This is a genomic window from Streptomyces sp. NPDC060031, from assembly GCF_042736805.1.
Taxonomy (GTDB): Bacteria; Actinomycetota; Actinomycetes; order Streptomycetales; family Streptomycetaceae; genus Streptomyces.
Genome location: NZ_JBHWVM010000044.1, coordinates 11144 through 37554, shown reverse-complemented (window position 1 = coordinate 37554; position 26411 = coordinate 11144). Strand labels below are relative to the sequence as shown.

21 protein-coding genes are annotated in these 26411 nt (G+C 75.4%); 11 read left to right on the top strand and 10 right to left on the bottom strand.

Annotated features, from left to right (window positions below; translation table 11 throughout):
• Positions 1 to 31: 31 nt before the first annotated feature.
• Positions 32 to 5098 (bottom strand): DNA-binding protein, encoded by a 5067-nt coding sequence (locus ACFWB8_RS20610; RefSeq protein ID WP_385228735.1) that lies wholly within the window; start codon positions 5096 to 5098, stop codon positions 32 to 34.
• Complete coding sequence (locus ACFWB8_RS20605) at positions 5095 to 5961, bottom strand: DUF4132 domain-containing protein (RefSeq protein WP_385228732.1); 867 nt, start codon at positions 5959 to 5961, stop codon at positions 5095 to 5097. The genes ACFWB8_RS20610 and ACFWB8_RS20605 overlap by 4 nt, the downstream gene beginning before the upstream one ends.
• A 211-nt stretch (positions 5962 to 6172) precedes the next feature.
• Between ACFWB8_RS20605 and ACFWB8_RS20600 the strand changes: the two genes are divergently transcribed.
• Positions 6173 to 6907 (top strand): HNH endonuclease family protein, encoded by a 735-nt coding sequence (locus ACFWB8_RS20600; protein WP_385228729.1) that lies wholly within the window; start codon positions 6173 to 6175, stop codon positions 6905 to 6907.
• A gap of 19 nt (positions 6908 to 6926) precedes the next feature.
• Here ACFWB8_RS20600 and ACFWB8_RS20595 read toward each other — a convergent pair whose 3' ends face one another.
• A complete protein-coding gene (locus ACFWB8_RS20595) occupies positions 6927 to 7460 on the bottom strand; it encodes a GNAT family N-acetyltransferase (RefSeq protein ID WP_385228726.1) in 534 nt (177 codons plus the stop codon).
• A 149-nt stretch (positions 7461 to 7609) separates the two neighbouring features.
• On the opposite strand from ACFWB8_RS20595, the gene ACFWB8_RS20590 reads away from it, so the two are divergent.
• Positions 7610 to 8908: a sulfite oxidase gene (locus ACFWB8_RS20590; RefSeq protein ID WP_385228723.1), complete on the top strand. Its 1299-nt coding sequence runs from the start codon at positions 7610 to 7612 to the stop codon at positions 8906 to 8908.
• Positions 8909 to 8941: 33 nt separating this feature from the next.
• Here ACFWB8_RS20590 and ACFWB8_RS20585 read toward each other — a convergent pair whose 3' ends face one another.
• From ACFWB8_RS20585 to ACFWB8_RS20575, 3 genes are all read right to left on the bottom strand, one after another.
• A complete protein-coding gene (locus ACFWB8_RS20585; protein WP_385228720.1) occupies positions 8942 to 10105 on the bottom strand; it encodes an alpha/beta hydrolase family protein in 1164 nt (387 codons plus the stop codon).
• Between the two features lie 81 nt (positions 10106 to 10186).
• Complete coding sequence (locus ACFWB8_RS20580; protein ID WP_385228718.1) at positions 10187 to 11164, bottom strand: isopenicillin N synthase family dioxygenase; 978 nt, start codon at positions 11162 to 11164, stop codon at positions 10187 to 10189.
• A 32-nt stretch (positions 11165 to 11196) separates the two neighbouring features.
• Complete coding sequence (locus tag ACFWB8_RS20575; RefSeq protein WP_385228715.1) at positions 11197 to 14109, bottom strand: XRE family transcriptional regulator; 2913 nt, start codon at positions 14107 to 14109, stop codon at positions 11197 to 11199.
• A gap of 147 nt (positions 14110 to 14256) precedes the next feature.
• Between ACFWB8_RS20575 and ACFWB8_RS20570 the strand changes: the two genes are divergently transcribed.
• Together ACFWB8_RS20570 and ACFWB8_RS20565 are read left to right on the top strand one after the other, a co-directional pair.
• Complete coding sequence (locus ACFWB8_RS20570) at positions 14257 to 15141, top strand: hypothetical protein (protein ID WP_385228712.1); 885 nt, start codon at positions 14257 to 14259, stop codon at positions 15139 to 15141.
• 22 nt (positions 15142 to 15163) lie between these two features.
• Entirely contained in the window at positions 15164 to 15577 is a 414-nt protein-coding gene (locus ACFWB8_RS20565) for a peptidase inhibitor family I36 protein (protein WP_385228710.1), read from the top strand.
• Between the two features lie 33 nt (positions 15578 to 15610).
• Here ACFWB8_RS20565 and ACFWB8_RS20560 read toward each other — a convergent pair whose 3' ends face one another.
• Positions 15611 to 16684 (bottom strand): GNAT family N-acetyltransferase, encoded by a 1074-nt coding sequence (locus tag ACFWB8_RS20560; protein WP_385228708.1) that lies wholly within the window; start codon positions 16682 to 16684, stop codon positions 15611 to 15613.
• A 217-nt stretch (positions 16685 to 16901) separates the two neighbouring features.
• Here ACFWB8_RS20560 and ACFWB8_RS20555 point away from each other — a divergent pair, with 217 nt between their 5' ends.
• On the top strand, positions 16902 to 17663 hold the full coding sequence (locus ACFWB8_RS20555; RefSeq protein WP_385228798.1) for a VOC family protein: 762 nt from the start codon (positions 16902 to 16904) through the stop codon (positions 17661 to 17663).
• Here the strand turns inward: ACFWB8_RS20555 and ACFWB8_RS20550 are convergent.
• The gene (locus ACFWB8_RS20550) at positions 17629 to 18666 is read right to left on the bottom strand and encodes a PHP domain-containing protein (RefSeq protein ID WP_385228706.1); all 1038 of its coding nucleotides are present in this window, start codon (positions 18664 to 18666) and stop codon (positions 17629 to 17631) included. The two genes, ACFWB8_RS20555 and ACFWB8_RS20550, sit on opposite strands and share 35 nt — an antisense overlap.
• 64 nt (positions 18667 to 18730) lie before the next feature.
• Positions 18731 to 19570 (bottom strand): UbiA family prenyltransferase, encoded by an 840-nt coding sequence (locus ACFWB8_RS20545; protein ID WP_385228704.1) that lies wholly within the window; start codon positions 19568 to 19570, stop codon positions 18731 to 18733.
• 97 nt (positions 19571 to 19667) lie between these two features.
• On the opposite strand from ACFWB8_RS20545, the gene ACFWB8_RS20540 reads away from it, so the two are divergent.
• From ACFWB8_RS20540 to ACFWB8_RS20530, 3 genes are read left to right on the top strand one after another with little or no spacing between them, the layout of a single operon-like run.
• A complete protein-coding gene (locus ACFWB8_RS20540) occupies positions 19668 to 20729 on the top strand; it encodes a type III polyketide synthase (RefSeq protein WP_385228702.1) in 1062 nt (353 codons plus the stop codon).
• 13 nt (positions 20730 to 20742) lie between these two features.
• Positions 20743 to 21339, top strand: a complete 597-nt coding sequence (locus tag ACFWB8_RS20535) for an isoprenylcysteine carboxyl methyltransferase family protein (protein ID WP_385228795.1) — start codon at positions 20743 to 20745, stop codon at positions 21337 to 21339.
• On the top strand, positions 21336 to 22361 hold the full coding sequence (locus ACFWB8_RS20530) for an NAD(P)/FAD-dependent oxidoreductase (protein ID WP_385228700.1): 1026 nt from the start codon (positions 21336 to 21338) through the stop codon (positions 22359 to 22361). The genes ACFWB8_RS20535 and ACFWB8_RS20530 overlap by 4 nt, the downstream gene beginning before the upstream one ends.
• Positions 22362 to 22396: 35 nt before the next feature.
• On the opposite strand, the gene ACFWB8_RS20525 is transcribed toward ACFWB8_RS20530, so the two are convergent.
• Positions 22397 to 22960 carry a hypothetical protein gene (locus ACFWB8_RS20525; RefSeq protein WP_385228698.1) on the bottom strand — a complete coding sequence of 188 codons (564 nt, stop codon included), beginning with the start codon at positions 22958 to 22960 and terminating at the stop codon, positions 22397 to 22399.
• A gap of 182 nt (positions 22961 to 23142) precedes the next feature.
• On the opposite strand from ACFWB8_RS20525, the gene ACFWB8_RS20520 reads away from it, so the two are divergent.
• From ACFWB8_RS20520 to ACFWB8_RS20510, 3 genes are read left to right on the top strand one after another with little or no spacing between them, the layout of a single operon-like run.
• Positions 23143 to 23655 carry a DUF664 domain-containing protein gene (locus ACFWB8_RS20520; protein WP_385228696.1) on the top strand — a complete coding sequence of 171 codons (513 nt, stop codon included), beginning with the start codon at positions 23143 to 23145 and terminating at the stop codon, positions 23653 to 23655.
• Positions 23652 to 25277, top strand: a complete 1626-nt coding sequence (locus ACFWB8_RS20515) for a carboxylesterase/lipase family protein (RefSeq protein WP_385228693.1) — start codon at positions 23652 to 23654, stop codon at positions 25275 to 25277. The genes ACFWB8_RS20520 and ACFWB8_RS20515 overlap by 4 nt, the downstream gene beginning before the upstream one ends.
• Positions 25274 to 26407, top strand: a complete 1134-nt coding sequence (locus tag ACFWB8_RS20510; RefSeq protein WP_385228690.1) for a serine hydrolase domain-containing protein — start codon at positions 25274 to 25276, stop codon at positions 26405 to 26407. The genes ACFWB8_RS20515 and ACFWB8_RS20510 overlap by 4 nt, the downstream gene beginning before the upstream one ends.
• The last annotated feature ends 4 nt before the right edge of the window (positions 26408 to 26411 follow it).

The window sequence follows — 26411 nt, the reverse complement described above, 5'->3', positions numbered from 1 at the left end:
GCGCGAACGGAAGAGGGGAGCAGGGCGGGCGTCAGCGGCGGCGGGCCCGGGGGCGGGTGCGCTTGACCTTGAGTTCCTCGAAGCGCGGTACGTCACCCTCGCGGACCCGCTGCCAGGCCCGGCGGTAGAGGTCCGCGGCCGGCTCGCCGGGTACCAGGAGGCCCGCGTGCCGGTCGTACATCGGAAGCTTCCACTGTTCGACCGGCAGCGTCGGGGAGACCATCTCGGTCCAGCCGCCGGGCAGGAAGAGAGAGCGCCCGGCCCGGGTGCGGTCGGCGGTCACCACCAGGCCGGTGGCGGCCAGTTCGGCGCGGGCCGCCTTCAGCCGGGCCGGCTTCCAGCCCGTCCAGCGGGCCGTGTTGCGGTCGGTGGGGTCGGGCATGGCGAGCAGCGCCAGGTACAGGGCCGCCGCGTCGGCGCCCAGGCCGTGGGCCTCGGACACCTCCGCCACCAGCTCCGGCACCGAGCGGCTCGGGTCCTGCGGCCACCAGGTGCCGTCGGCGTCGGCCGCGCCGGCCGCCGGGGCGCCCGGGTCGGCCAGCAGCGCCGCGAAGCGCGGGTCGTGCACGACCCGCAGCGCCGTCTCCACGGCCGAGGGCTGCTGGTCGGTCCCGCGCAGGAGCGCCAGGTAGGGGTCGGATCCGGTGGAGTCGAGCAGTGCGGTCCTCAGCGCGGGCTTGGGCTGGTCGTCGTGGGTGGCCATGACCACCGCGCCGTACCGCTCGTACCCCTCGCCGGTCTCGGAGGGCGTGCCCGCCGCCTTGCGGAAGTCGGACAGGCTGGTGAAGTGCCCGACACCGAGCAGCAGTTCGGGCGATGCGAGCCGCTGCCGCACGGCCGTCAGCGCCGGTGGCAGGGCCGCTCGTACGGGGTGGCCCGCGGGCAGCCGGTGGGCCAGCCAGGCCGCCGTGGCGACGGCGCCGGTCAGTACGTGCGCGACGAACGGATCGGTGGCGGGCTCGCGGGGCTCCACGTGGTCGCCCTTGACGGCCCACGCCACGTCCACGGAGAGCTCCGGGGCCGACGCCGGGTCCAGCAGCGCGGGCAGCGCCTTGTGAGCGGCCCAGCCGCTGCGGACGGCCCGGGCGGCCTCGGTGCGCAGCCAGTCGGGTACGGGGGTGCGCCGGCCCACGCGCCGGTTCCACACCTCGGCGGCGGACGCCACGTCCGGGCCGTCCTCCCACAGCCGCGCCGGGTCGGCGGGGAGCAGGGCGGCGACCAGCTCGCGCCGTACCTCGCCGTCCAGGTTCCGCAGTTCGTCGCGGGCGGCTGCCGCCTCGGTGGCCTTGACGCCGAGGGCGGTGCGCAGGCCGGCGGGCAGGAAGTTGCTCACGTAGCTGTCGATCTGCGGGAGTCCGGCGACGACGAGCCGGGCCAGGGCGCCGAAGGCTCCGGTGCGGCGGGCGAACTCCTCGGCGGCTTCGGGCAGGAACGGCGCCGGCCCGCGCTCGGCGGCCTCGCGCAGGAAGGCGGTCAGCCAGCCGGCGCCGCGCCGGCGGTCGCCGAGCGGGGCGTCGCCGCGCACCGTGTAGGGCCCGGGGACGGCGAACCGGCCGGCGGGGTCGTAGAGCAGCGCGCCGAACTCGTGCCCGTCGGCGACGGATTCGCTGTGCTCGGTCGGGGCGAGCGCGGCTCCCCCGCCGAGCGGGAGGACGGCCCGGTGGTGCGCGGAGCGGTCGACTCCGTCGGGGCCGCGCATCAGACGCTGGTCGAGGTGGACCAGGACCCGGCGCCAGCGGCCTTCGGACCCTTCGGCCGAAGCCGAGGTTGAAGTCGAGGTTGAAGTCGAGGTCGAAACCGAACCCGAGGTCGAAGCCGAAGCCGAACCCGAGGTCGAAGCCGAAGCCAGGCCCAGCGCGTCGATCTCGGCGAGGAAGGTGAGCAGCGCGGCGCGCTGTTCGCCGTCGGCGCCGGGGCCGACGGCACGGTAGGCGATGGCCGCGGGATGGTCGAGCAGCGGGGTCCACGGCAGCGCCGAGTACGGGAGGGCGGGCATGTCGAAGTGGAGCCGGCCCGGAACGGCGACGGCCTCGGTGTCGCGGCCCGCGTCGCCGAGGGCGCGCAGGTAGCGGTAGGCGGCGTCGGTGCGGGCGCCCCAGCGGTAGTAGCCGCGGCCCATCAGGCCGTGCAGGGCCTCGTCGAGCAGGTGGTCGGTCGGGCCTTCCTCGGTGTCGGCGGTGGTGGCGCCGTCGCGGTCCAGCCGGGCCGCGACGGCGTCCAGGGCCTTCTGCTGGACGAGGGTGAAGGCGAGCACCTCGACGATGCCGCCGGTCATCTTCGGGTCGGTGACCCGGGGCAGCGCCGCGGCCACCAGGCCGGGCAGGTCGGCGGACTTCTCGGCCGCGGCGGCCGCCTTGAGCAGCGCGGCGACGGTCTCGCGGTCGGCCGCGCGCAGCGCCGCCGAGCCCTCGGGGTCGCGCGGGCGCAGTGCGTACCAGAAGGCGAGCGGCGGAAGGTCGGTGCTGCCGGTGGAGAAGCCGGGGTTGCGGTGGTCGCCGCGCGACTGGGCGGTGAGCACCCCGTCCGGGTCGGCGATGCCCAGTTCGCGCCAGCGGTGGGTGAGGGCGCGCGGGCGGTCGTCGCCGGGGAAGGTGAGCGCGGCGACGGGCATGTCGATGCCCTCGGGCACGGTGACGGCGCGGCCGCCGAGGTCGGAGCCGTGCCAGCCCTGGCCGGGCAGGCGTACGGCGCGCCAGCCGAGCAGGCCGTCCACGGGGGCGCCGAGCACCGAGGCCTCGACGGCCGGCGCCGGGCGCAGCCAGCAGCTCTGGCCGGCCAGGACGGCGGTGTCGGGCTGGCCGCGCAGGGCGTCCGCGAGGAAGCCGGGGCAGGACCGGCGGCCGTAGAGCGCGCCGGCCGTGCCGTCGGCGGGGTCACCCCCGGCGCCGCCGGCCGGGGCGTACTCGCGCCAGCCGCTGTCACGGTGCTCGGCGGACTGGTCGCGGTGCTCCCACACCCAGTACGAGGTCCCGTCGGACAGCAGCGGCCGCTCGTCGGGGAGCCTGGTGTCTCCGCGATGCAGGACGCCCGCGCCGGTGGTGCGGCCGCCGCCGGGCAGTGGCAGGGTGATGTGGTCGGAGCGCAGCGCCCAGCGGTTGGCGCCGGTGTCCAGGGTGAACACGGAGGCGGGCGCGGTGTGCCAGTACCCGTGGGTCTCGCCGGTGCGCCAGGAGGTCCAGAAGACGAGCAGCTCGCCGTCCACGTAGTGGAACCCGAACCGGTCGCGGTGGGAGGAGTCCGGCGGGATGCGCAGGTCGTGGGTGAGCACGGTGGACTCGGCGTCGATGACCCGGACCTGGGTGCTGTTGGCCACGATGAGGTGGGGCCACGCCTCGACCACGGTCAGGGACCGCGGCCCCTGGACCGGGGCCAGTTCGGCCAGGGCGCTCTCCCACGCGGGCCAGGCCAGCTCTTCGAACAGGCCGCCGCGCAGGGTGCGGGAGAGGGTTTCGGCGAGGTCGGCGGCGGCCGCCTCGGCCACCTCTTCCGGAGCGAGTGCCAGCGCCTCGACCGGGAGCCAGGTCAGCCGTCGGATGGCGTCGGGCAGGCCGGGCAGGCCGGCGGCGGTGGAGGCGCGCGCGACCTTGCGCATCCACGCGGCGAGCAGCGGGCGGCCACCGGGCGAGGCGGCGGCGCGCTGGATGACGTCGGTGCCGCTGGCGGCGTCGCCGAGGGAGTCCAGAGCCCGTTCGAAGGCGGGGTGGAAGCGCTCGTCGGCGGCGAGGGCGAGCAGGTCGCGGCGCTGGTCGGCGCGGGCCCAGTCGCTCAGGTTCAGCCGGTCGTGGCGGTGCGCCCGGTCCTGCGGGTCGGGGTCGGCGACGGGGAGTTCCAGGGTGAGGAGCAGGTCGAGCAGGTCGGCGTCCTCGACGCCGATCCGCAGGCCCGCTTCGCGGCCGGGCCGCGCCAGTTCGGCGCGCAGCCGCTCCGCGCAGCGGGTGACGAGGTCGAGCAGGGCCGGGGGTGTGGGGCGCGGGCCCCAGCCGGCGTGCCGGGCGGCGTGGAAGCGTTCCAGCCAGCCGGCGGCGCCGTCGGCGCAGCGCTCCTCGGCGGGCAGGTCGGATCGGATCAGTCCGGCGGTGGCGCCGGACTCCTCGAGGACGTCCAGCCAGAGGGTGGTGAGCTGGACGCTGTCTCCGCCGCCGGGCGGGGTGAGGCCGAGCAGGGTTCCGCGTACGGCCGCACGGCCTCGGGCCAGTGCGACGAGCGCGGTGCGGTGGGCCTTCCACCAGCCGAGCGCGGCGCGCAGGGTGGCGGGCAGGGGCAGCAGTTCGGCGAGGTACTCCTGCTCGGGGCCGGTGCCGGTCAGGCCCGCGGCGCGGGCGAGGCGGCGCAGTTCGACGGCGGCCTGCGCGGAGGGCGGCAGTCCGCCCGCGGTGCGCCGGACGCACAGGCGGCGGAACCGCTCGTGGGCCTCGGCGGGGCTGACGCGGCCGGCCAGGTCCTTGGCGTAGCCGGTGAGCACCTTGACCGGGAGCGCGCCGGCCAGCGCGAATTCGAGGAAGACGGCGTCGAGGCGGTCCTCGTCGACGGTCAGGCCGTGCTGGGCCTCGCTGCTGCGGGCGCGTCCGAACAGCTGGGCCGCGTAGGTGGTGTTCTCGACGGCGAGGAAGGTGCGGGCGGCCTGCTCGTAGAAGACGGGCAGGAAGTGCGGGACGGACGCGGCGAGCCGGCCGGCGAGTTCGTGGCAGGCGTCGAGGGCGGCCTTGGGCTTGGTCTTGGCCTGGGAGGCGGCCCGGTCGAGCTCGGGGACCACGGCGAGGGCGTGGTGGCCGTCCTCGGGGTGGTGCACGAGGACCCATTCGGGGAAGCCGAGCGCCTGGCGCTGGCCGAGGCCGACGACGGGCGCCCCGCCCGGCTCGGGTACGAGGCCCAGGAAGCCGGCGGCGAGGTCCTCGGCCGGGCCGAGCTCGGCGGGGGTGAGGCGGACGACGACGCGGTCCTCGCCGAGGGCGGGGTGCCGGTAGGCGCGGGCCGTCAGGTCCACGGCGCCAGGTCCGGCGTCGGGGGTGTCCGACGGCAGTACGGCGCCGGCCTTGAGCAGCAGTTCGGCCTCGGTCTTCGCCCGGGCCGTCGCCACGGCAGTGGTGGTGGTGTTCATGCGTCCCCGCCCTCCTCGATCTTGCGCCCGGCGTACAGTGCCGCGGCCATCCGCATGCCCTCGGACCAGGCGACCGGCCCGACCTCTGTCAGGCGCACCGCCCGGCCGTCCTCGTCGTGCCAGCTCAGCGCGCCGGTCTCCTGCTCGTCCTCGTAGTACGGCTCGCCGATCCAGACCGCGGCCTCCGTGCCCCGGCCGGTGTCCCGGACCTTGCAGGTGGCGTATCCGCCGGAGACCCGGTAGCCCAGGCCGGTGGCCCGAGCGGCCAGGCTGAAACGGGTCGGGAACACCCCGCCCGCGTAGTCGCGCACCTCGGTGGCCGCGGCCTCGAGCCCGTCCGGCTTCTGCCAGGTGGCGCGGTGGACCTGCTCGACGCGCTGCACGATGCCCAGCTCGGCCGCGAAGTCCCGTACGTCGTCCAGGTCGGGCAGCAGCACCGGGTGCGGCAGGGTCACCGTGCGCGGGGACAGCCGTACGGTCTCGCCGTCGAGGTTGACCACCTTCAGCTCGCCGGAGGCGGTGGCGTCCCGCAGGAAGCCCACCTCGTCCGGGTCCTCCCCCACCACGGCCAGGTCGCGCAGCGCGCTCTGCCAGGCCTCGTCGGGCCAGACCCGCGCCAGGAGCGCGGTCGGCACCGGCAGCGAGGACACCATCCAGGTGTCCACCTGCGCCGCGCAGGCCTCCGCGTGCCGGTCGAGCCACTCCGCGAGCCGGCGCAGCCGGTCCACCTCCGGGTGGTCGCGCAGTGCCTTGGGCAGGGTCTTCAACTGCCGCCCCGCCGCCCGGCCGGTCGCGGACCGCGCCGCCACCCGTCCCTCCACCAGGGCGATTTCATACCCCTCGCCCGCCGCCAGCCATGCCATCAGCCCGTGCCCCTCCAGCCGCTCCCGCGCAGCCCTGACAGGGGTGGCGAAAGCCCCCCTGAACTGCGGTATGCCGGGAGACTAGCGAGGGCCACTGACAACGCCCGCCCGAGGGTGGGCCGAAGGGCCGGCAGGGGGGCGCCGTGGGTAGGACGCCCTGGTTTGGGTAGTCTGTCCCCGACAGTGTGCGCAGCCGGTGCAGGGTGGGGTAATGGGACGTCAGACGCGTGTGCCGGGTGTGGTTCTGGCGGCTTCACTGCTGCTGGTGGTGGCCGGCTGCTCCGGTGACGCCGTGCTCGGCGACGACGGGAAGGCGACCCCGCGGGCGTCGAAGCCGGCGAGCCGCCCCGCCTCCCCGCCCGCCGACGACGGCAAGCCCGCCGCCGGGGAGGTCCTGCCCGGCATGGTCAGCGCGGCCGTGGCCCGGAGTCAGCTCGCGGCGCTGAAGGTGGCCGCGCCGGGCACGATGGCCGGTTACAGCCGCGCCAAGTTCACGCACTGGGCCGAGCAGGGCAACAAGTGCGACACCCGGGAGGTCGTCCTCCAGCGCGACGGCGCCGACGTCGTCCGCGACGCGGAGTGCCGGCCGGTGTCCGGCAAGTGGACGAGCCTGTACGACGTGGTGGTGCTCACCGAGGCCTCGAAGGTGGACATCGACCACATGGTGCCGCTCGCCGAGGGCTGGCGCTCCGGGGCGGCCGGCTGGGACGCCGCCAAGCGCAAGGCCTTCGCGAACGACCTGACCCACCCTCAGCTTCTGGCGGTCAGCGCGTCCTCGAACCGTTCGAAGGGCGACCAGGGCCCCGACCTGTGGCAGCCCCCGTCCAAGGCGGCCTGGTGCCAGTACGGCAGGGCCTGGACCACGGTCAAGTCCACCTACGGGCTGACCGTGACCGAACCCGAGAAGAAGATGCTGGGCACCATGCTGGACACCTGCGCTCCGTAAGGCGGCCGTCGGGCTCGGCTCAGGCCTCGTACTCGGTCAGGTCGATGCCGTGGATGTTCAGCAGGGAGCCGAACTCCGGGTGGGCGGTGTCCTTCTCCGCCACCATGCCCAGCTTGCGGATCACGTTCTCGGACTCGTCGTTGCCCGCCCGGTTGACGGCGACGACCCGGTCCAGGCCGCGGTCCTGCAGCGCGAACTCCAACGTCGCGTGCGCGGCTTCGGAGGCGTAGCCCTGGCCCCAGAAGGAGCGGCCGAGGCGCCAGCTGATCTCCACCGCGGGAAGCACCTCCGGCAGCCACTCGGGCACCGAGAGTCCAACGGCACCGATCAGCTCCCCCGAGGCCAGCAGCTCGACGGCGAAGAGGCCGAAGCCCTCGTCGTCCCACTCGTCCTCCCAGCGCTCGATCTGCTCGGCGGTCTGGTCCAGGTCGAGGGTGGAGCCGTCGCCGATCCAGCGCATCACCTCCGGGTCGGCGTTGATCTCCGACAGGGGGACCAGGTCGTCGTCGGTCCAGCGGCGCAGGAGCAGGCGGGGGGTGCGGATCTCGGTCATGCCCCACATCCTGCCCAAAGCAGCCGGTCAAACGGTAATCGGCCATTGCGGCCGTGTTGCAGATTCGTGGCCATCGCGGTGGGAAGGTTCCCGCGGCCCGGCCGTAGCTCCTACGGTCCACCGGGAACCTCGACCAAGGAGAGCCCGCCATGCCCCTCGACCCGAACGCCGAGAGCCGGTACGACCGCACGCGCCTGCGGCAGTGGGCCCACGGCCGCGCCCGCTCCGCCGGGGTGGAGCGCCGTGACCTGCTCAAGCTCTTCGCGGCGGGAGCGGTGGCCGCCGGACCGCTCGGGCTGGCCGCGGGCGGGACGGCCACCGCGGCCGACACCACCGCTGCCGATGCCGCCGCGTCGGGCGCCGCCCCTCAGCCCGGGATCGTGAAGGCCCTCCCGCCGGAGCTGTTCACCGTACGGGGCACCAACGCCGAGACGAACTTCGCCGCCCTGCGCGGTACCGGGCAGCTCACCCCCGTCGACCGGTTCTTCGTACGGAACCACACCGCCACCCCGCGCATCGACGCCGACAGCTGGCGCCTGAAGATCTGGGGCAGCGGCCTGGCGGGCGGCCCGGTGGAGTTCACGTACGACCGGCTGCGCTCCCTCCCGTCCGTCGAGCGGACCCTGTTCATCGAGTGCGCGGGCAACGGCCGCAGCTTCTACACCACCCAGCAGGGCCAGCAGGTCAGCGGCACCGCGTGGACGCTCGGCGCGATCGGCGTCGCCCGCTGGCGCGGGGTGCGGCTGTCGGACGTGCTGCGCCTCGCGGGAGTGACACGCCGCGCCGTGGACGTGCTGCCGCGCGGGCTGGACGCCGAGGTGCTCGCGAACGGGGTGAACCTGGGACGGGTGCGGCGCCCGCTACCGGTCTCCAAGGCGCTGGACGACGTACTGCTCGCGTACGAGATGAACGGCGAGCCTCTGCCGCCCGACCACGGGGCCCCGGTGCGGGTCGTGGTACCGGACTGGATCGGGATCTCCTCGATCAAGTGGGTCGGGGACATCGAGGTGAGCGACGAGCCGCTGTACTCGCCGTGGAACACCGACCTGTACCGGCTGTTCGGCCCCGACCAGCCGGCCGGGGGCAGCGCCCCGCTAACCCGGCAGACCCTCAAGAGCGCTTTCGAGCTGGAGCCGGGCGCCACCGTGCCGGTGTACCGCACGCGGCTGCTGACCGGCCGGTCCTGGTCGGCCGCGGCGCCGGTGCACCGGGTGGAGGTCAGCACGGACGGCGGCGCCCGCTGGCAGCGGGCCCGGCTGCACGACGCCCCGCGGCGGGGCGGGTGGGTGCGCTGGTCGCTCCCCTGGACCCCGCGGGCCACGGGAGCGACCGCCCTGCTGGCCCGGGCCACGGACGCCACGGGGCGTACGCAGCCCGAGACGGCCGCCTACAACACGCAGGGGTACCTCTTCGACGCGGTCGTACGCCACCCCGTGCTGGTGGTCTGAGGGCGCGGGCCGCACGGGCAGGCGGCCTCGGCGTCACGGTGTGTGGAAGCGGACCTCCGGCGCGTCGGCGGCCGGGCCGTCCAGAACGGGCTGGGGCCGCCCCTTGAGGTGCTGCTCGAAGAAGGCGCCGACGTAGCGCCGTGTCAGCTCGACGGAGCGGGCGCCGGGCAGCGGCGCGTCGGGGTCGGGGAGCCCCAGCTGGTCGGCGATGGCGGGGAAGTCGGTGAAGGTGAAGTGCGCGGATCCGGTGAAGGTGATCCAGCGCTTCCAGCCGTCGAGGCGGGGCCAGGTCCGGTCCCAGCTCTCGAGGGCCCCGGGGCTGTTCTGCTGTGCGCCGAGCAGCATGAAGGGGCGCCCGCCGACGCCTGCGGGCAGGGGCGTGGCGAGTCCGCCGTCCATGTCGATCCCGGCCCGTATCCTGGGGTCGGCGGCCATCGCGGCGAGCGACGAGGCGCCGCCGATCGAGTGGCCGGCCATGGCGATGCGGCTGCCGTCGATGAGGTCGGCGTTTCGCCATGCCGGCCGGCGTCCGGTGAGGCGGTCCAGCAGGAAGGACACGTCGCGGGCCCGGACCTCGGTGACGGCCCGGACGCCCTCGTCCCCGTCGACCTGCGCGCAGGCCAGGCACTCCAGCACCCGTCCGCCGAGGAAGGCGGTCGCGGCGCTCTCGTACGCGTGGTCGACCGCGGCGACGACGTAGCCGCGCGAGGCCAGGTCCTCCGCCAGCGAGGTGAGGGTGGCGCGCGGGACGGTGAAGCCGGGGGACAGGACGATCAGCGGGTACCGGCCGGCCACGGGGCGGGCGCCGGACCGGGAGTGGGTCTTCGTGCCGGCCAGGGTCTCGGCCGGGATCACCTTGTCCAGCTCCCGGTCGATCAGCAGCAGCCGGGCCTCCTCCGTGGTGAGGTAGCGCACGGGCCCGCCGGTGCCGGAGCGGGCCGGGTAGCGCATGGTCACCATCAGCTCGCGCGGGCCGGTGTGCGCCCAGGGATCGGTCCGACTGTGGTCCACCAGGTGCAGGGTCTCCTGACCGACGGCGAACCGGCCCGTGGGGAGCGGGAGTTGCACCGCGGTCCGGTGGGCATCGGAAGCCGCGGCCACGGACGGGGGCTCGGACGCCGCGGAGACGCCCGCGGCGGCGAGCGGAAGGAGGAGCGCAAGGACGGCTGCGGACACGGCAGTTCGGCGGGTGGTCATGACACCGAACCTAGGCGGCCGGACCTGGCGGATCGCCAACTCGCAGGCGGACGACGCCTGCGACCGTGGTCGCTCCCCGCCTCATCCTGAAGTCTGAGGGACGGTGATGGCGTCGAGCTTCCCGCGCAGGTAGTGGTGGGAGTCGACCGGGTCGTGCACGACCCTGCCGACCGGGGCCGGGAGGGATTCCACCCGGGTGTTCGGGTCGCACTCGTAGAAGTAGACCAGCGAGATCAGCTCCTCGGCCGGTGCGTCGGCCGGCGGCGGCAGGACCCGGTGGCGGCCGGCCCGCCACCGGTCGCCCGTCCAGCGGGCCATCAGGTCGCCGATGTTCACGGTGAGCGCGGCCGGGTCGTACGGGGCGTCCTGCCAGCCGTCGGAGTCGGTGTGGATCTGGAGCCCGCCCGCGCCCCGCTGGCGGTCGAGGACGGTGACGGTGCCGAAGTCGGTGTGCGCACCGATGCGGAACTGTCCGGGCAGGGGTTCTCCGACGACCTCGGTTCCGGGGTACCAGTTGAGGTTGAAGCCCCAGGTGGGGTGTCCGGTGTGCCGGGTGAAGTGGTCCGTCTCCAGGCCCAGGGCGGCGGCCAGCAGCTCCAGCAGCTCGTCGCAGAGCGCCCGCATCGCGGCCAGGTACTCCTCCACCAGGGGCCGCAGCCCGGGCGCTTCCCGCGGCCAGGTGTTGGGCCGGAACCATTCGGAGTCCACCGCGGGGTTCCCGGTCGGGTCGTCCGCGGCGAAGGACCACGACTCCTTGAGGTCGGGCGGGGACGCGGCGCCCTCCGCGTAGCTGTTGGCCTCGGCGCCCGGGCCGAGCCAGCCGCGCCCGCCGACCGTGACGGCGTACGGCTCCTTCGCGGCGGCGGGCAGCCGGAAGAAGGTGCGGGCCGCCTCCCGGATCCGGGCGGGCAGCGAGGGGTCCACCCCGTGGCCGGACACCAGCAGGAAGCCGGCTCTCTGCAGGGCCTCGTCGACGCGCTCCCCGGTCCGGGCCCGCTCTCCGGGGCCGCCGGTCCGCCAGGGTCCGAGATCGATCACGGGGACTCGGGAACTCACCATGAACACCTGCTTTCCGGTCGGTGGGACCGAGGTTAGGGGGTGTCGTGCCCGGCGCACGGAGGCGCGTAGGCGAGATAGGGCATGTGGGTGGTCCACTGGGCGCGCGTGATCCGCTCTCCGGTGTGTTCACAGGCCTCGGCGATGTCCTGGTTGAAGTCGGTTCCGGCCAGCCGGAGGGTGGCGTCGAATCCGCCGGAGGCCAGGACCGCGCCGTCGGGGCTGAACGCCACCGAGCTGACGGCCGTGATGTGTCCGGTGAGGGTGGTGAGCGGACCGGGCCGCGCGGGCCGGGCCACGGACCACAGCCGCACCGTACGGTCGTCGCTGGCCGAGGCGAGGGTCCGCCCGTCCGGGCTGAAGGCGACCGATCCGACGACGTCGGTGTGGCCGGAGAGGGTGGAGAGCGGGGCGGGGTGCCTGAGGTCGGTGATGTCCCACAGCCGTACGGAGGTGTGTCCGCCGGCGGCCGAGGCCAGGGTGTGGCCGTCGGGGCTGAAGGCCACGGAGAACACCGCCACGTCATGTCCCTCGAGGACGGCCAGCGGCTGCGGACGGCGCGGATCGGTGACGTCCGACAGCCGTACGGTGGCGTCCTCGCCCGCGGTGGCGAGGGTACGGCCGTCGGGGCTGAAGGCGACCGCCCGGACGGCGTCCCGGTGGCCTTCGATGCCCGTGAGCGCGACGGGCGTGGCCGGTTCGGCCACGTCCCACAGCCGGACCGCGCCACCGGCGCCACCGGCCCCGCTGGCGGCCAGCGTCCGGCCGTCGGGGCTGTAGGCCAGCGCCCGGACGTCGCCGATCCGCGCGTCGAGCTGTGCGAGCTGCGCGGGCCGGGCGGGGTCCGCCACGTCCCACAGCCGGATGCCGCCGTCGGCGCCGGCCGTGGCGAGCGTACGCCCGTCGGACCGGTAGACCACCGAGCGGACGTCGTCGCCGTGCCCGCTCAGCGTGGCGAGGGCGACGGGCCGGTCCGTGCCGTGCATCCGCCACAGCCGGGCCGTGTGGTCCCCGCTCGCGGTGGCGAGTTGTTGGCCGTCGGGGCGGTAGGCGAGGGCGACGACCTCCTTGGAGTGTGCGGCGGTCGAGGTCATCAGGGTGCTGACCAGGCTGTCGCGGGTGCGGGCGGTGGGCGAGAGCCGGTAGGCCGTCAGGCTCAGCTGTACGGCGAGTCCCGGCTCGGTGTTGGTCAGGTCGGTCGCGCTCTCGGCGAGGTTCTGCGCGACCGCGTCGTTGCGCTGCCGGGTGACCTCGTCCTCGGCGCGTACGGCGTTGACGGTGGCGACCGCGGCCACCACGACGAGCGCGGCGAGCAGGGCCACCAGGGCCAGCAGCCGCCGCGCGCGGCGCCGGGCGACGCTCCCCGCGGCCGCCTCGGCCGCCGTACTGGCCTCGTAGAACTCCCGCTCCTTCGGGGTCAGTCCCACCGCACGGGTGGTGACGAGCTCGCGGGCCAGGGCGAGCCGGGTGCCCCGGTAGAGGGCGCCCGCGTCCCGGCCGACGTCCTCCCAGGCCCGGGCGGCGTCGGAGAGCCGGCGGTGGAGCCGTAACCGCTCCCGGTCGTCGCTCAGCCAGCCGCGCAGCCGGGGCCAGGCGCGGATGAGCGCCTCGTGGGTGAGTTCGACGCGCCCTTGGTCGAGGGTGAGCAGGCGCAGGGTGGCGGCGCGCGCCAGCACGATCGCGGTGTCGGCGTCCTGGCCGAGTTCCTCGCGGGGCACCGGGCGTTTGGTGTCCTCGGTGCCGTCGCCGAGGGCGATGAGGTGGCCGAAGACCTGCCGGGCCAGCTGCCGTCGGCGCTCGGAGAGGGAGGCGTACAGGGTTTCCGCGGACTGGGCGAGGGCTCCTTCGAAGCCGCCCGCCGCGTGGAAGCCGTCGAGGGTGAGTGCGGCGCCGCGCCGGCGCCGCCAGGTTTCCAGCAGGGCGTGGGAGAGCAGGGGCAGGGCGCCGACCTGACCGTGGGCGTGGGCGACGAGGGTGGCCTGGAGGGCGCCTTCGACGGTGAGGCCGGCCTGCCGGGCCGGTTCCACGACGGCCCGGCGCAGTTCGGCGGCGCTCATCGGGCCGACCACGATCTGCGCCTCGCGCAGTACCTCGACCAGGGGTGCGTGGCGGGTGCAGTGTGCGTAGAAGTCGGCGCGCACACCGAGGACGACACGGCAGCGCGAGCCGGGCCGGCGGGCCGCGTCGACGAGGTCCCCGATGAACCGGGCCCGCTCCTGCGGGTCGGCGCAGACGGTGAAGACCTCCTCGAACTGGTCCACGACCAACACGTTTTCCCCGGAACCGGAAGCGGGGCCGGAGCCGGGGCCGGAAGCGGGGCCGGCAGCGGAACCCGGTCCGGGACCGGCGTCCAGCGGCTCCTGCCACTCCGCGAGGGCCTTCGCCAGGCGTTCGGCCGGGTGCGGTCCCGGAGTGAGGACGCGTACGGCCCGCCGCGGGGCGCCGCCCGTGAGCCGCGGCAGCAGCCCGGCACGCAGAAGCGAGGACTTGCCCGCGCCCGAGGCGCCGACCACCGCGAGGACCCGGCGGCGCGCGAGCGTGGCGACGAGATCCTCCACCAGGCGCTCGCGCCCGAAGAAGAGCCCCGCGTCCTCGGTGCGGAAGGCCGCGAGTCCCACGTACGGGAGCCCGTGCCCGCCGTCCCCCGCGAGCTCGGGGCCGGGCGGTCCGGGGGTGTCCAGCGCCAGTTCGGCGGCGACCGCGTGCCAGCGCCGCTCCCACTCCCCCGCGTCGCCGCCGCAGGCGCGTACGTACGACAGGGTCACGTCCAGACTCGGCAGCCGCCGCCCGGCCGCGGCTCCGGAGAGCGTGGCGACGGAGTAGTGCGCCCGCGAGGAGAGGTCGCGGTACGGCGGGGATCCCGCCTCGTGGCGCAGCCGGCGCAGGGCTCTGGCGAAGTGCAGCAGCGGTCCGTCGGCACCCTCCAGCGGACGCTCCTTGCGCGCCATGCACCAGCCCCTTCCACCCGTGCTCTTTTCTGCCCTCTGGGGTGGATTGTTCAGCAATTGTTTGTTCACTGCCAGCGCCCCGACGGCGAACAACGGAAGGCGGCTAGACCTGAGTCCGGCAGCACCGGGACAGGAAGGAGTACGCCGATGAAACGACGCCTCGACGCCATCGCGGCCACCGCGGCGGCCCTGGCAGCGGCCGTGGTGCTGGCCGGCTGCGCAGCGTCCGCCGCGCCCCGGGCCGGGGGGCCGGTCCGTGAGCCGAGCACCGCCGAAGTCCGGCTGCTGGAGCGGGCCGAGCAGATCCTGATCAGCGGCTGCATGCGGGAGCGCGGTTTCCCGTACGCCGTCACCGAGTCCCCCGCCGACGGCGCGGCGCGCCGGTCCTTCCCGTACGCGGTGGACGACGTGGAGTGGGCGCGGGCCCACGGGTACGGCGGCCGCGACGAGCGGCGCGGCGCCGAGGCCCGGCAGGCCGACCCCAACCAGCAGTATTTCCACAGCCTGTCGGCGCGGCGGCGCGCGGCCGCCCGTACCGCGCTCATGGGCCGCTCCCCCGTGGGCCTGTCGGCCGAGGCGCCCACCGGAATGACCCTGACCGCGAGCACCGAGGGGTGCATCGCGCAGGCGCAGCGCACCCTGTACGGCGATCTGGCCGGCTGGTTCCGCGCCAAGGTCGTGACGATGAACCTGCGGCCCGCGCAGGAGACCCGGGTACGCGGGGACCGGCGCTACGCGGACGCGGTCCGCGAGTGGGCCGGCTGTATGCGGGCGGCGGGCCGGCCCCACGCGACCCCCCTCGAATCCCGGCAGGCCGCGGCCGGGCTGGCCGACGCGGCCGAGAGCGAACTCGCGGTCATCGAAGCGACCTGCGCCACCGGCACACCGCTGGCGCGGGTCTCCCAGGCTCTGGACCTCACCTACGGCGAAGAAGTCCGTGCCCAGCACCAGGACGAGATCGCCCTCAGGCGAAGGCTCCAGAACGACGCGCTCCCGATGGCGGAGCGGGTCGTGGCTCAACACGACGCATGACGGACGGACAGAGGGAGAACCCATGAACACGTTCCGCACGACGATGCTGGCCTGCGCGCTCGCGCTGCCGTTGCTGGCCGCCCCGGCGGCGCTGACGACGGCCAGCGCGTCCTCGGCCGACGCCTCCGGCGTGGCCGCGGACGGCAACTACTGGGTCTGGGCCGACACCAACCGCGGCGGACCCGCCTGTGGTTGGAGCGGCAACGACTCCGACTGGCGCACCTGTGGCTCGGGCGGCAACTACAACATGAACGACCGGGCGTCGTCCTGGTGGAACAACGGGTACGCGGGCTCGCTGGGCGACGTGCGCGTCTACGAGAACATCGGCTACGGCGGCGCCTCCACCTGTGCCCCGAACGGCTCTGCCGGCAACATCCCGTGGGAGTGGAACGACCGGATCTCCTCCCACAAGTGGGTGACCAACTGCGGTTACTGACCGCGCACCCCGTCTCGGCGGGCCTCCCGGGCGTCAGTCCCGGGGGGCCCGTACGGCGTAGCGGACCTGGCCGTCCTCGGAGCCGGTCTCCTCGAAGCCGGCCCGGCGGACCACCCCGCGGGAGGGGGCGTTGTCCTCGGCCACCATGGCGCGCAGCTCGGTGAAGCCGGGGTGCGCGAACGCCCAGGCCGTCAGGGTCTTGAGCGCCTCGGTGGCGTGGCCGCGGCCCCGGGCCGAGGGGACGAGGTCGTAGCCGATCTCCGCGACTCCCCCGGCGTCGGGGGCGGCGTGGAAGCCCATGGCGCCGATCGCGCGGCGGTCGCCGGTGCGGACGAGGGCGTACGCGCCCCAGCCCGGACGGTAGGTGCCCGCCTCGCGGGCCTTGACCGCGTGCCCGGCCCCGATGCGGGTGCCGTCCGCGGGGCCGCCTTCGGCCCAGGCGAAGCCGCCGGTGCCGCCGCTGCTCAGATCGGCGGCGACGAGCGGGGAGATCTCGCAGAGCGTCATCCCCTCGGCCTGGAGGGGGTCGGCGTACCAGCGCCAGGCCGTCTGGCGGGGCAGGCCCGGGAGTTCGCCGCGGCCGGTGGCCCACAGCAGCGTCCGCCAGGCGTCGTCGCCGCGCGGGACGTGCGGGAAGAGGCGGTCGAGGACCTGCGCGGACAGCTCGGGGCAGGCCTCCCAGCCGTGGACGCCCAGCCCGCCGAGGATGTCGTGGGTGTGCAGGAGCGTCTCGACGATGCCCATCGCGGCGAAACCGTCCGCGCCGGCCGTGCCGTACGGGTGCCAGGCTCGGTCGCCGGGGCGGGCTGCCCGTACGGCCGCGGACAGCAGGCCGCCGGTGGCCGTGATGATCTCCACCAGCCCGTCGGGGGTGGTGCCGGGGTCGGCGGTGATCTCGAAGGGGACGTACGCGCCGGTCGCCCGGCCGGTGAGCTGGGCCGCGTAGGCCGTGAAGTCGCCGGCCACGTGGACGGCGGTGTCGTAGCAGCTCCACTCCAGTCCGGCGGCCGGGGCACTCCAGTCGAGGTGTGCCACGTCCCTCAGTGCCTGGGTGGTGAGGGACACCGCCTTGTCAACGTCCTGCGCGCTCGTGATCGTGATCGTCATGGAGCGAACCATAGGTCGCGGGCCCGGTCGGGCCAACGCAATATCCACCGGACCTCGTACCGGTGACAAGGGCGCGTCTGCGCGCCTGCGACCGGGCCGGGGCGCTACTGCTTGTGCTCGGGACGGCGCGCCGACGGCGCCCCCCGGATGAAGGGCGGAGCAAGCGGTGAAGATTTCGACGAGGGACGTCTTCGGGGCGCCGTGCTGGGTGAGCCTGATGGCCCGGGACCTCGGGACCTCGCAGCGGTTCTACGGTGCGGTCGTGGGCTGGCGGTTCAGGCCGGCGCGGCTCGGCGAGGCCTTCTCGGTCGCCGAGCTGGACGGGGTGCCGGTGGCGGGGATCGGGGCGTTGGCCGCGGACCTGGCGGTCGCGGTGGCGTGGACCCCCTATTTCGCCGTCGACGACGCCGATGTGGCGGCGGACCGGATCCGCGAGCGCAGCGGCACGATCGCGGTCGGCCCGGTGTCCTTCGAGTCCGGGGGCCGGGCGGCCCTGGCGGCGGACCGCGACGGCGCGGTGTTCGGGATCTGGGAGGGCCAGGTGTCGGACTCCTGGCGGGTGGGCGCGGGCCACGCGCCGGCCTGGCTGGAGCTGCGCACCCGCGACGCGTTCGAGTCGGCGATCTTCTACGGGGAGGTGCTGGAGTGGGCCACCGGCCGCCCCGGGTGCTGCGAGGTCAGTTACGAGGAGGACCGGGTGGTGCTGCGGCAGGGCGGTGAGCCCGTCGCCCGGCTCGACAGCGGTCCCGTGGAGACGGCCTCGTACGCGCCGTACAGCCGCCCCCGCTGGCACGTGCACTTCCGCGTCCCGGCGCTGGAGCCGGCCGTGCAGGCGGCCCTGGACCTGGGCGGCCGTACGGTGTCGGCGATCCAGTCGAGCGACACCGACCGGTGGGTGGCGCTGCGCGATCCGGACGGGGCCCTGTTCACCCTCACGACCCCGATCAGCCGGGTGGGCGGCGGGTCCGGGTCCAGGTGAGGAGGTCGTCCGCCGGCCAGGTGTTGACGATGCGGTCGGCCGGGACCCCGCATTCCACGGCGCGTTCGCAGCCGGTGGTCTGCCAGTCCAGCTGGCCCGGGGCGTGGGCGTCCGTGTCGATCGCGAAGAGCGTGCCCGCGCGCTCGGCGAGGCGCAGCAGTCTGCGGGGCGGGTCCAGCCGCTCGGGCCGGCTGTTGATCTCCACCGCGGTGCCGGCTTCCGCGCAGGCGGCGAAGACGGCCTCGGCGTCGAACTGGGACTCGGGCCGGGTCCGGCCGGTCACCAGCCGGCCCGTGCAGTGGCCGAGGACGTCCATGCGGGGGTTCTGGACGGCGGCGAGCATCCGCCGGGTCATGGCGGGAGCGTCCATGCGCAGTTTGGAGTGCACGGATCCCACGACGAGGTCGACCTCGTCCAGGAGTTCGTCCTCCTGGTCGAGCGATCCGTCGAGGAGGATGTCGCACTCGATGCCGGTCAGGAGCCGGAACGGCGCCCAGGTCTCGTTGAGCTCGGCCACCACCCGCAGTTGTTCGCGCAGCCGCTCGGGCGAGAGCCCCCGGGCGACCGTCAGGCGCGGCGAGTGGTCGGTGAGCACCGCGTACTCGTGCCCGAGGCCGGCCGCGGCCCGGCCCATGGCCTCGATCGGGCTGCCCCCGTCCGACCAGTCGGAGTGCACGTGGCAGTCGCCGCGCAGGGCCGCGCGCAGGGCGAGGGCCTCGGGTGGGGCCGGCGGACCGGCCGGGTGCGCGGCGGCCTGGTCCTCCAGCTTGCGCAGGTACTCCGGGATCGCTCCGCTCAGCGCCTCGCGGACGACTTGGGCCGTCTTGGGGCCGATGCCCTTGACCGCCTCCAGCGTGCCCGCCCGGACCCGCTCGGCCGCCTCGCCCTCGCCCATGTGTCCGACGGCGGACGCGGCCGTGCGGAACGCGCGCACCCGGTACGTCGGCTCCTGGGCGCGCTCCAGCAGGAAGGCGATCCGGTCCAGCGCCGCAACCGGATCCATCGCGTACCTCCTGTTGCCCGTGATCCGCGTCCTCCCAGTGTGACCACAAACCGGGCGGCCCGGCTCAGCGGAGCTCGGCCAGCAGCAGCGCCACGTCGGCCCCCGCGACCGCCAGGGTGGCGTGGAAGGGGAAGCGTCCGCCGAGACGCCCGCCCGCGAGCAGGGCCGGGGCGGTCGTCACGGCGAGCAGGGCCCAGCCGTACGGGCTCACCGGCCCCGGCGGCCCGACGACCAGCGCGGCGGTCGAGCCGAGGACGAGGAGGCCGGCCAGCGCGGCCGAGCGGCGCAGGCCGAGCCGCTGCGGCAGCCCCGCCACTCCGGTGGCCAGGTCGTCCTCGATGTCGGGCAGGACGTTGGCGAAGTGCGCGCCCGCCCCGAGCAGCGCCGCGGCGGCGGTCAGCCACGGGGGCGGCCAGGGCGCCCCGGGCAGGCCGAGGGTGACGTAGGCGGGGAGCAGCCCGAAGGCGAGGGCGTACGGCAGCCAGGAAGCGGCGGTGCTCTTGAGCCGCAGGTTGTACGCCCAGGCGGCCGCCACGCCGGTCAGGTGCACGGCGCCGGCGAGCGGCCCGCCGGCCAGCGAGAGCGGTACGCACAGGAGCAGCGCCCCGAGCGCGGCGGCGGTCACCGCGCTCGGGGTCACCGTACCGGCGACCAGGGGTTTGTCGATGCGGCCGGTGGCGAGGTCGCGGCGCAGGTCGGCGCGGTCGTTGCACCAGCCGACCGACAGCTGCCCGGCGGCGACGGCGGCCACGCAGAGCGCGGCTCCGGGCAGGGCGCGGCCCACGGCCGCGGCCAGGGCGGCGGCGAACAGGGTGACGGCCGCCGTCGGCAGCGGATGGCAGGCGCCGAGCAGGCCGGCGACGGGGGACGGCGGCGTACGGGCCTCTGCGGCGGTGGCGGGCACGGTGTCACGCTAGGCCGTCGCGTGGACGGCCCGGGCTGCGGCGCGCCCGGCTCGACCGGTTCCTCACGAAGTGTCGATTCTTCCCTATGTTGAGGCAATGACACGTGTCCTGGCTGTGCGCAGCGTGTTCCCGCCCCACCGCTATCCGCAGTCCGAGATCGCGGCGGCGCTCGCCCGGTTCCTGCCGCCGGGCAGCGACACCGCGCTCCTGCACCGCGTCCACGCCTCGGTACGGGTCGGGGCCCGCCATCTGGCGCTGCCGCTGGAGCGGTACGGGCCGTCGAACGACTTCGGAACCACGAACGCCCTCTTCGTCGGGGCCGCCCTCGAACTCGGCGGCCGGGCCCTGGAACTCGCCCTCGCGGACGCCGGTTTGGCCGGCGCCGAGCTCGACCTGGTCATGTCGACCACGGTGACCGGCCTGGCCACGCCCTCCCTGGAGGCCCGCCTCGTCGGCCGCGCCGGGCTGCGCCCGGACGTGCGGCGGGTGCCGCTCTTCGGCCTCGGCTGCGCCGCGGGCGCCGCCGGGGTGGGTCACCTCCACGAGCACCTGACCGGCCGCCCCGGCCACGCGGCGCTCCTGCTCTCCACCGAGCTGTGCTCGCTCACCCTCCAGGCCGCGGACGCCTCGATGGCCGCCCTGGTGGGCGGGGCCCTGTTCGGCGACGGGGCCGGGGCCCTGGTGGCCGTCGGCGACGACCATCCGCTGTACGGCTCGGGCACCGGACCCACCGTGGTGGCCGCGCGCAGCCGCCTCTACCCGGGCACCGAGCACCTGCTGGGGTGGGACATCGGGCACTGGGGCTTCCGGCTGGTGCTGGACCGCGAGGTCCCCGAACTGGTCCGGCTGCACGTGGCGGAGGAGGTCGAGACCTTCCTGGCCGGGCACGACCTCAAGCCGTCCGACGTCCATGCGTGGATCTGCCATCCCGGCGGGCCCCGGATCCTCGACGTGCTGGCGGATGCGCTGTCGCTGCCCGAGTCGGCCTTCGCGGCGAGCCGGAACTCGCTCGCGACCGTCGGCAACCTCTCCTCCGCCTCGGTCCTGCACATCCTCGCCACCTTCCAGGAGTCGGGACCGCCGCCGCCCGGGTCGGTCGGGCTGATGCTCGCCTTCGGTCCGGGCTTCGCCTCCGAACTCGTCCTGCTGCGCTGGTGAGTGACCCGTGCCGATGAACCTGTACCTGCTGATCGTCGGCCTCGTCGCCGCCGAACGCCTCGCCGAGCTGGTCACGGCGCGCCGCAACAGCGCCTGGAGCCTGGCCCGCGGCGCCCGCGAGTACGGCCGGGAGCACTATCCGGCCATGGTCGCCCTGCACACCGCGCTGCTGGCCGGGTGCGCGGTGGAGCCGTGGGCCGCGGGGCGCCCGTTCGTCCCCTGGCTGGGCTGGACCGCGCTCGCGTTCGCCGTGGCGGCGCAGGGCCTGCGCTGGTGGTGCATCACCACCCTCGGGCCGCGCTGGAACACCCGGGTGCTGGTGGTGCCCGGACTGCCGCTGGTGGCGGCGGGGCCGTACCGGCTGCTGCGCCACCCCAACTACGTCGCGGTCGTCATCGAGGGCATCGCGCTGCCGCTGGTGCACACGGCGTGGTTGACCGCGATCGGCTTCACCGCCCTGAACGCGGTCCTGCTGGGCGCCCGCATCCACTGCGAGGACACCGCCCTGGCCGACGCCCTGGCGGACGGCGCGGCCGACAGCGCGGCCGGCAGCGCGGCCGGCAGCGCGGTGGACGGCGCACCCGCCCCGGCCCCGCACCCGGCGCCGTGATCGATCTGCTCGTCGCCGGCGGCGGACCGGCCGGGCTGGCGACCGCGATCCACGGCGCGCTGGCCGGGCTGGAGGTGGTCGTCGCCGAGCCGCGCCCGACCCCCATCGACAAGGCCTGCGGCGAGGGGCTGATGCCGGCGGGCGTGCGCCGGCTCGCGGAGCTCGGCGTCACCGTGTCCGGCCGGCCCTTCCACGGCATCCGCTACCTCGACGGCGTCACCGGGCGCCACGCGGAGGGGCGCTTTCACACCGGCCCCGGGCTCGGCGCCCGGCGTACCGCGCTCCAGGCCGCGCTGGCCGACCGGGCCGCGCAGTTGGGCGTACGGGTGCTCCCGCGCCGGATCGACGAGGTGCGCCAGGGCCCCGACTCGGTCAGCGCGGCCGGCCTGACCGCCCGCTACCTGGTGGCGGCGGACGGTCTGCACTCCCCCGTCCGGCGGGAACTGGGCCTGACCGCGCCGCCCGTGCCCGGCCGGGCGGCCCGCTACGGCCTGCGCCGGCACTACGCCGTGGAGCCGTGGAGCGACTGCGTGGAGGTGCACTGGTCGGAGCGGGCCGAGGCGTACGTGACCCCGCTCGGGCCCGACCGGGTCGGCGTGGCCGTGCTGACCTGCGAGCAGGCCCCGTTCGACGTGCAACTCGCCCGGTTCCCGCTGCTGTCGGCCCGGCTGCCCGCGGCTCCCGGCGCGCCGGTGCGCGGCGCCGGACCGCTGCGTCAGCGGGCCCGGGTCCGGGTGGCGGGGCGGGTGCTGTTCGTGGGGGACGCCGCCGGGTACGTCGACGCCCTCACCGGCGAGGGTCTCACCCTGGCCGTGACGGCGGCGGGTGAGCTCGTACGGTGCGTACGGGCGGGCCGGCCGCAGGAGTACGAGCGGGCGTGGCGGGAGCTTTCGCGCAGCTACCGCGCCCTCACCGCCTCCCTGCTCTGGGCCCGCGGGCAGCCCCCGCTCGCGCGCCGCATCGTGCCGCTCGCCGCCCGGCTGCCCGGGGTGTTCACACGGCTGGTGAACGTGCTCGCGTAACCGGCCGCACGGCGCCGCCCGGGCCCCTCGCCGGTTCAGGTTCCTTCGCGCCGCGGCCGGTACTGCAGGGCCAGGCCCGCCAGCACGGCCGCGGACGCCGCGCACAGCACGGCCGTCACGTCCGCCCAGTCCGCGGACCCGCCGACCGCACCCGCCGGCGGGTCGAACCCGCGGATCCCGCCCAGCACGTGCAGCACGGTGACGGCGAGGGCGGCCACGGCCCCGGTGCGCCACACCGCGGCGGTGTCGCGCACCGCCAGCAGGGCGCCGAGCCCCAGGCACAGCACGGCGACCGTGAGGCCGGTCAGCACCCCGGGGTCACCGGCCGACGCGCCCGACGCGTCGGCGGGCAGGTGCAGCGCCCCGCAGACCAGCAGCGCGAGCGCCACCGGCCAGCGCAGTACGTGGCGCAGCGCGCGGGAGCCGCGGGCCGCGGCTCCCGGGGCGATGGCCGGTTCCACCCCCTCGTGCGCGTGCTCGCCCCACAGGGCGACCCTCTCGCCGGCTTCGCGGACGGGGCGGCCCACCGCGGCGGGCGCGTCGGGGAGCCCGCGCGGTTCTTCGTGCTCCGTCGCGGCGATCCTGAGGGGGTCATCCATGGAAAGCTCCGTTCGCCGACGCGCGGGTACACGTCGCGCGCCGACCATCGTGCGTCACGGGAATCGCACGCTTTGTCACATTCAGCGGCACTTCGCCGCACTGCGCCATTCGGGGCGGGCAAACGGGGGTCTCCCGCGCCGCCGCCCCGGTGACTCCCGCCCCGCGTGGGCATGGTGGAGGCATGAAGGGCACGGAAGTACTGGCCGACGCGTTCGGCAGGATCCGCGACGTGGTGCACGACGCGGTCGAGGGGCTGTCGGCCGAGCAGTTGAACGCGCGCCTCGATCCGGGGGCCAACTCGATCGCCTGGCTGGTGTGGCACCTCACCCGGATCCAGGACGACCACGTGGCGGACGCGGGCGGCCTGGAGCAGGTGTGGTCCGCCCAGGGCTGGGCGGACCGGTTCGCGCTGCCGCTGCCCGCCGGGGCGACGGGGTACGGGCACACGGCGCGCCAGGCCGGGACCGTGCGCGTGGACTCCGGCGAGCTGCTGCTGGGCTACTTCGACGCGGTCCACGCACAGACCGGGCAGTTCCTGCGCGGGGTCGCCGCCGCCGATCTGGACCGGGTGGTCGACGAGGCCTGGGATCCGCCGGTGACCCTGGGCGTGCGGCTGGTCAGCGTGATCGGCGACGCCCTCCAGCACGCCGGGCAGGCCGCCTTCGTACGGGGCGTGCTGACGAGGCGCCGGTGAGGGCGGCCCTACGGCGGGCCGTGCGGGCCCTGCTGGCGGGGCTGCTGCTGTCGGCGCCGGTGCTGGCGGCGGCCGGGCCGGCCTTCGGTGCCCGGGCCGCGGACCGGCCGGTGGTGGAGACCGATCGCGGGGCGGTACGCGGCCGGGCGCATGCCAGGTACCGCACCTTCGAGGGCATCCCGTACGCCGCGCCGCCGGTCGGGGCGCTGCGCTGGCGGCCGCCGGTGCCCCCGGCGCGCTGGCAGGGCGTCCGGGACGCGGGCGCGCCCGGTGCCCGCTGCGTGCAGTTCCCCGCGATCGGGCCCGGCGGGCCGAGCGGCTCGGAGGACTGCCTGTTCCTGAATGTCACCAGCCCCGCGGTCGGGGTCCGGCGGCCCGTCATGGTCTGGTTCCACGGCGGCGGCTTCGTCAACGGCGCCGGGGACCTGTACCGGCCGCAGCGGCTGGCCGCGGCGGGCGGGGCGGTGGTCGTCACGGTCAACTACCGGCTCGGCGTCTTCGGCCTGTTCGGGCACCCGGCGCTCGGCGGGGCGCCCGACTCCACCCTCTGCGACCAGCAGGCGGCGCTGCGCTGGGTGCGGGCCAACGCGGCCGTGTTCGGCGGCGACCCGGGCAACGTCACCGTCTTCGGCGAGTCGGCCGGCGGGCTCAGCGTCTGCGTGCACCTGACTTCCCCCGCCTCGGCCGGCCTGTTCCACCGGGCGATCGTGCAGAGCGGTTCCTGCTCGACCACGATGCCGCCGCGGGCCCTGCTGCCGGAACTGGGTGCGTACGAGCCCTTCGTGCCGGAGCGGCGCACGGTCGCGGACGGGGCCGCCGCGGCGGCCCGGCTCGGCTGCGGACGGCCGGAGCCCGCCGCAGAACTGGAGTGCCTGCGCGGCCTGGACACCGGGCGGCTGGCGACGCCCGAGCTGATGCAGCGCTTCTCCCTCGTCTCCTACGGCAATGCGCTGCTGCCCGTGGAACCGCGGCGGGCACTGCAGGAGGGGCGGTTCCACCGGGTCCCGGTGATCCAGGGCGCCGACCGCGACGAAATGCGGATCTTCCTCGGGCAGACCCTGGCGGTGTACCCGGTCGCCGACGACCAGGCCTACCGGGCCCGGCTGTACACGTCGTTCGGGGAGTCGGCCCCGCGCGTCGAGGCGGCCTATCCGGCCTCCGCGTACCCGACGCCAGCGCTCGCACTGGCGACCGTGCTGACCGACGTGTCCTTCGTGTGCCCGACGCTGCGCGACGGCCGGGCACTGGGGCGGCACGTGCCGACGTACCTCTACCGGTTCGACGACCGGGAAGCGCCGAACTACACCGGGCTGCCGGGGGTCCCCGGTTTCCCGTACGGCGCCTCGCACGGATTCGAACTGACCTATCTGTTCGACACGCCGTTCGCCCTGAGCGGGCCTCAGCGTGCGCTGGCGGACCGGATGGCCGGCTACTGGGTCCGGTTCGCGCGGACCGGCGATCCGAACGGGCCGGGGGCCCCGCGGTGGAAGGTTTCGCCGCCGGCCTCCGTGCTGTCGCTGGCTCCGGGGCCGGCCGGGATCCACCCGGTGGACGCATCGGCCGAACACCACTGCGCGCTCTGGGAGTCCCGGGGCGGCGCCGACGGAAAGGCGGACTCGTGACCGGTTTGCGCGACATCCTGGAGCGGCACGTCAGCGGCGGCTCGCTGCCCGGGGCGGTGGCCCTGGTGGCCCGGGGCGACGAGGTCGAGGTGGCGGTGGTGGGCAGCGCGGATACGGAGGGCAGCGCCCCGATGGTCCGGGACTCGCTCTTCCGCGTCGCCTCGATCACCAAGATCGTCACGGCCGTGGCGGTGATGATGCTGGTGGAGGACGGCCGGTTCGCGCTCATCGATCCCGTGGCGCCCTGGCTGCCCGAGCTGGCCTCGCCCGTGGTCGTACGGACTCCGTCGAGCCCGGTCGACGACGTGGTCCCGGCCGAGCACGCGATCACCGTCGCGGACCTGCTGACCTTCCGGGCCGGCTGGGGTTTCCCGTCCGATTTCTCGCTCCCGGCGGTCGGGCTGCTGTTCAGCGAGCTGAAGCAGGGGCCGCCGAATCCGCAGCTCATCGCGGCGCCGGACGAGTGGATGGCGACGCTGGCAAAGATCCCGCTGCTGCACCAGCCGGGCGAGGCCTGGCTGTACCACACCTGTTCGGACGTCCTCGGGGTGCTGATCGCGCGGGTGGCGGGGTGCTCGCTGCCGGAGTTCCTGGCCGAGCGGATCTTCGAGCCGCTGGGCATGGCCGACACGGGGTTCGCCGTACCGCACGGCAGCCGCGGGCGTTTCACCGGCTGCTACCGGACCGGACCGCAGGGCGGCCCGGAACTGATCGACGCCCCCGACGGGCAGTGGAGCGGCGTGCCGGCCTTCCCGTCCGGCGCCGGCGGGCTGGTGTCGAGCCTGGACGACCTGTACGCCTTCACCCGGATGCTGCTCGACGGCGGCGGCCCGCTGCTGTCGGCCGATTCGGTACAGCGGATGACCACCGACTGGCTCACCCCCGCGCAGCGGGCCGGCGCCGAGCTGTTCCTGGAGGGCCAGGGCTGGGGCTTCGGCGGCTCGGTGGACGTCGCGCCCGTCGACCCGTGGAACGTGCCGGGCCGTTACGGCTGGGTCGGCGGCACCGGCACGGCCGCGCACGTCACCCCGTCCACCGGGGCCGTCAGCATCCTGCTGACCCAGCTGGAGCTGAGCAGCCCGACGCCGCCGGCCCTGATGCGCGAGTTCTGGACGTACGCGGCCTCCTGAGCGC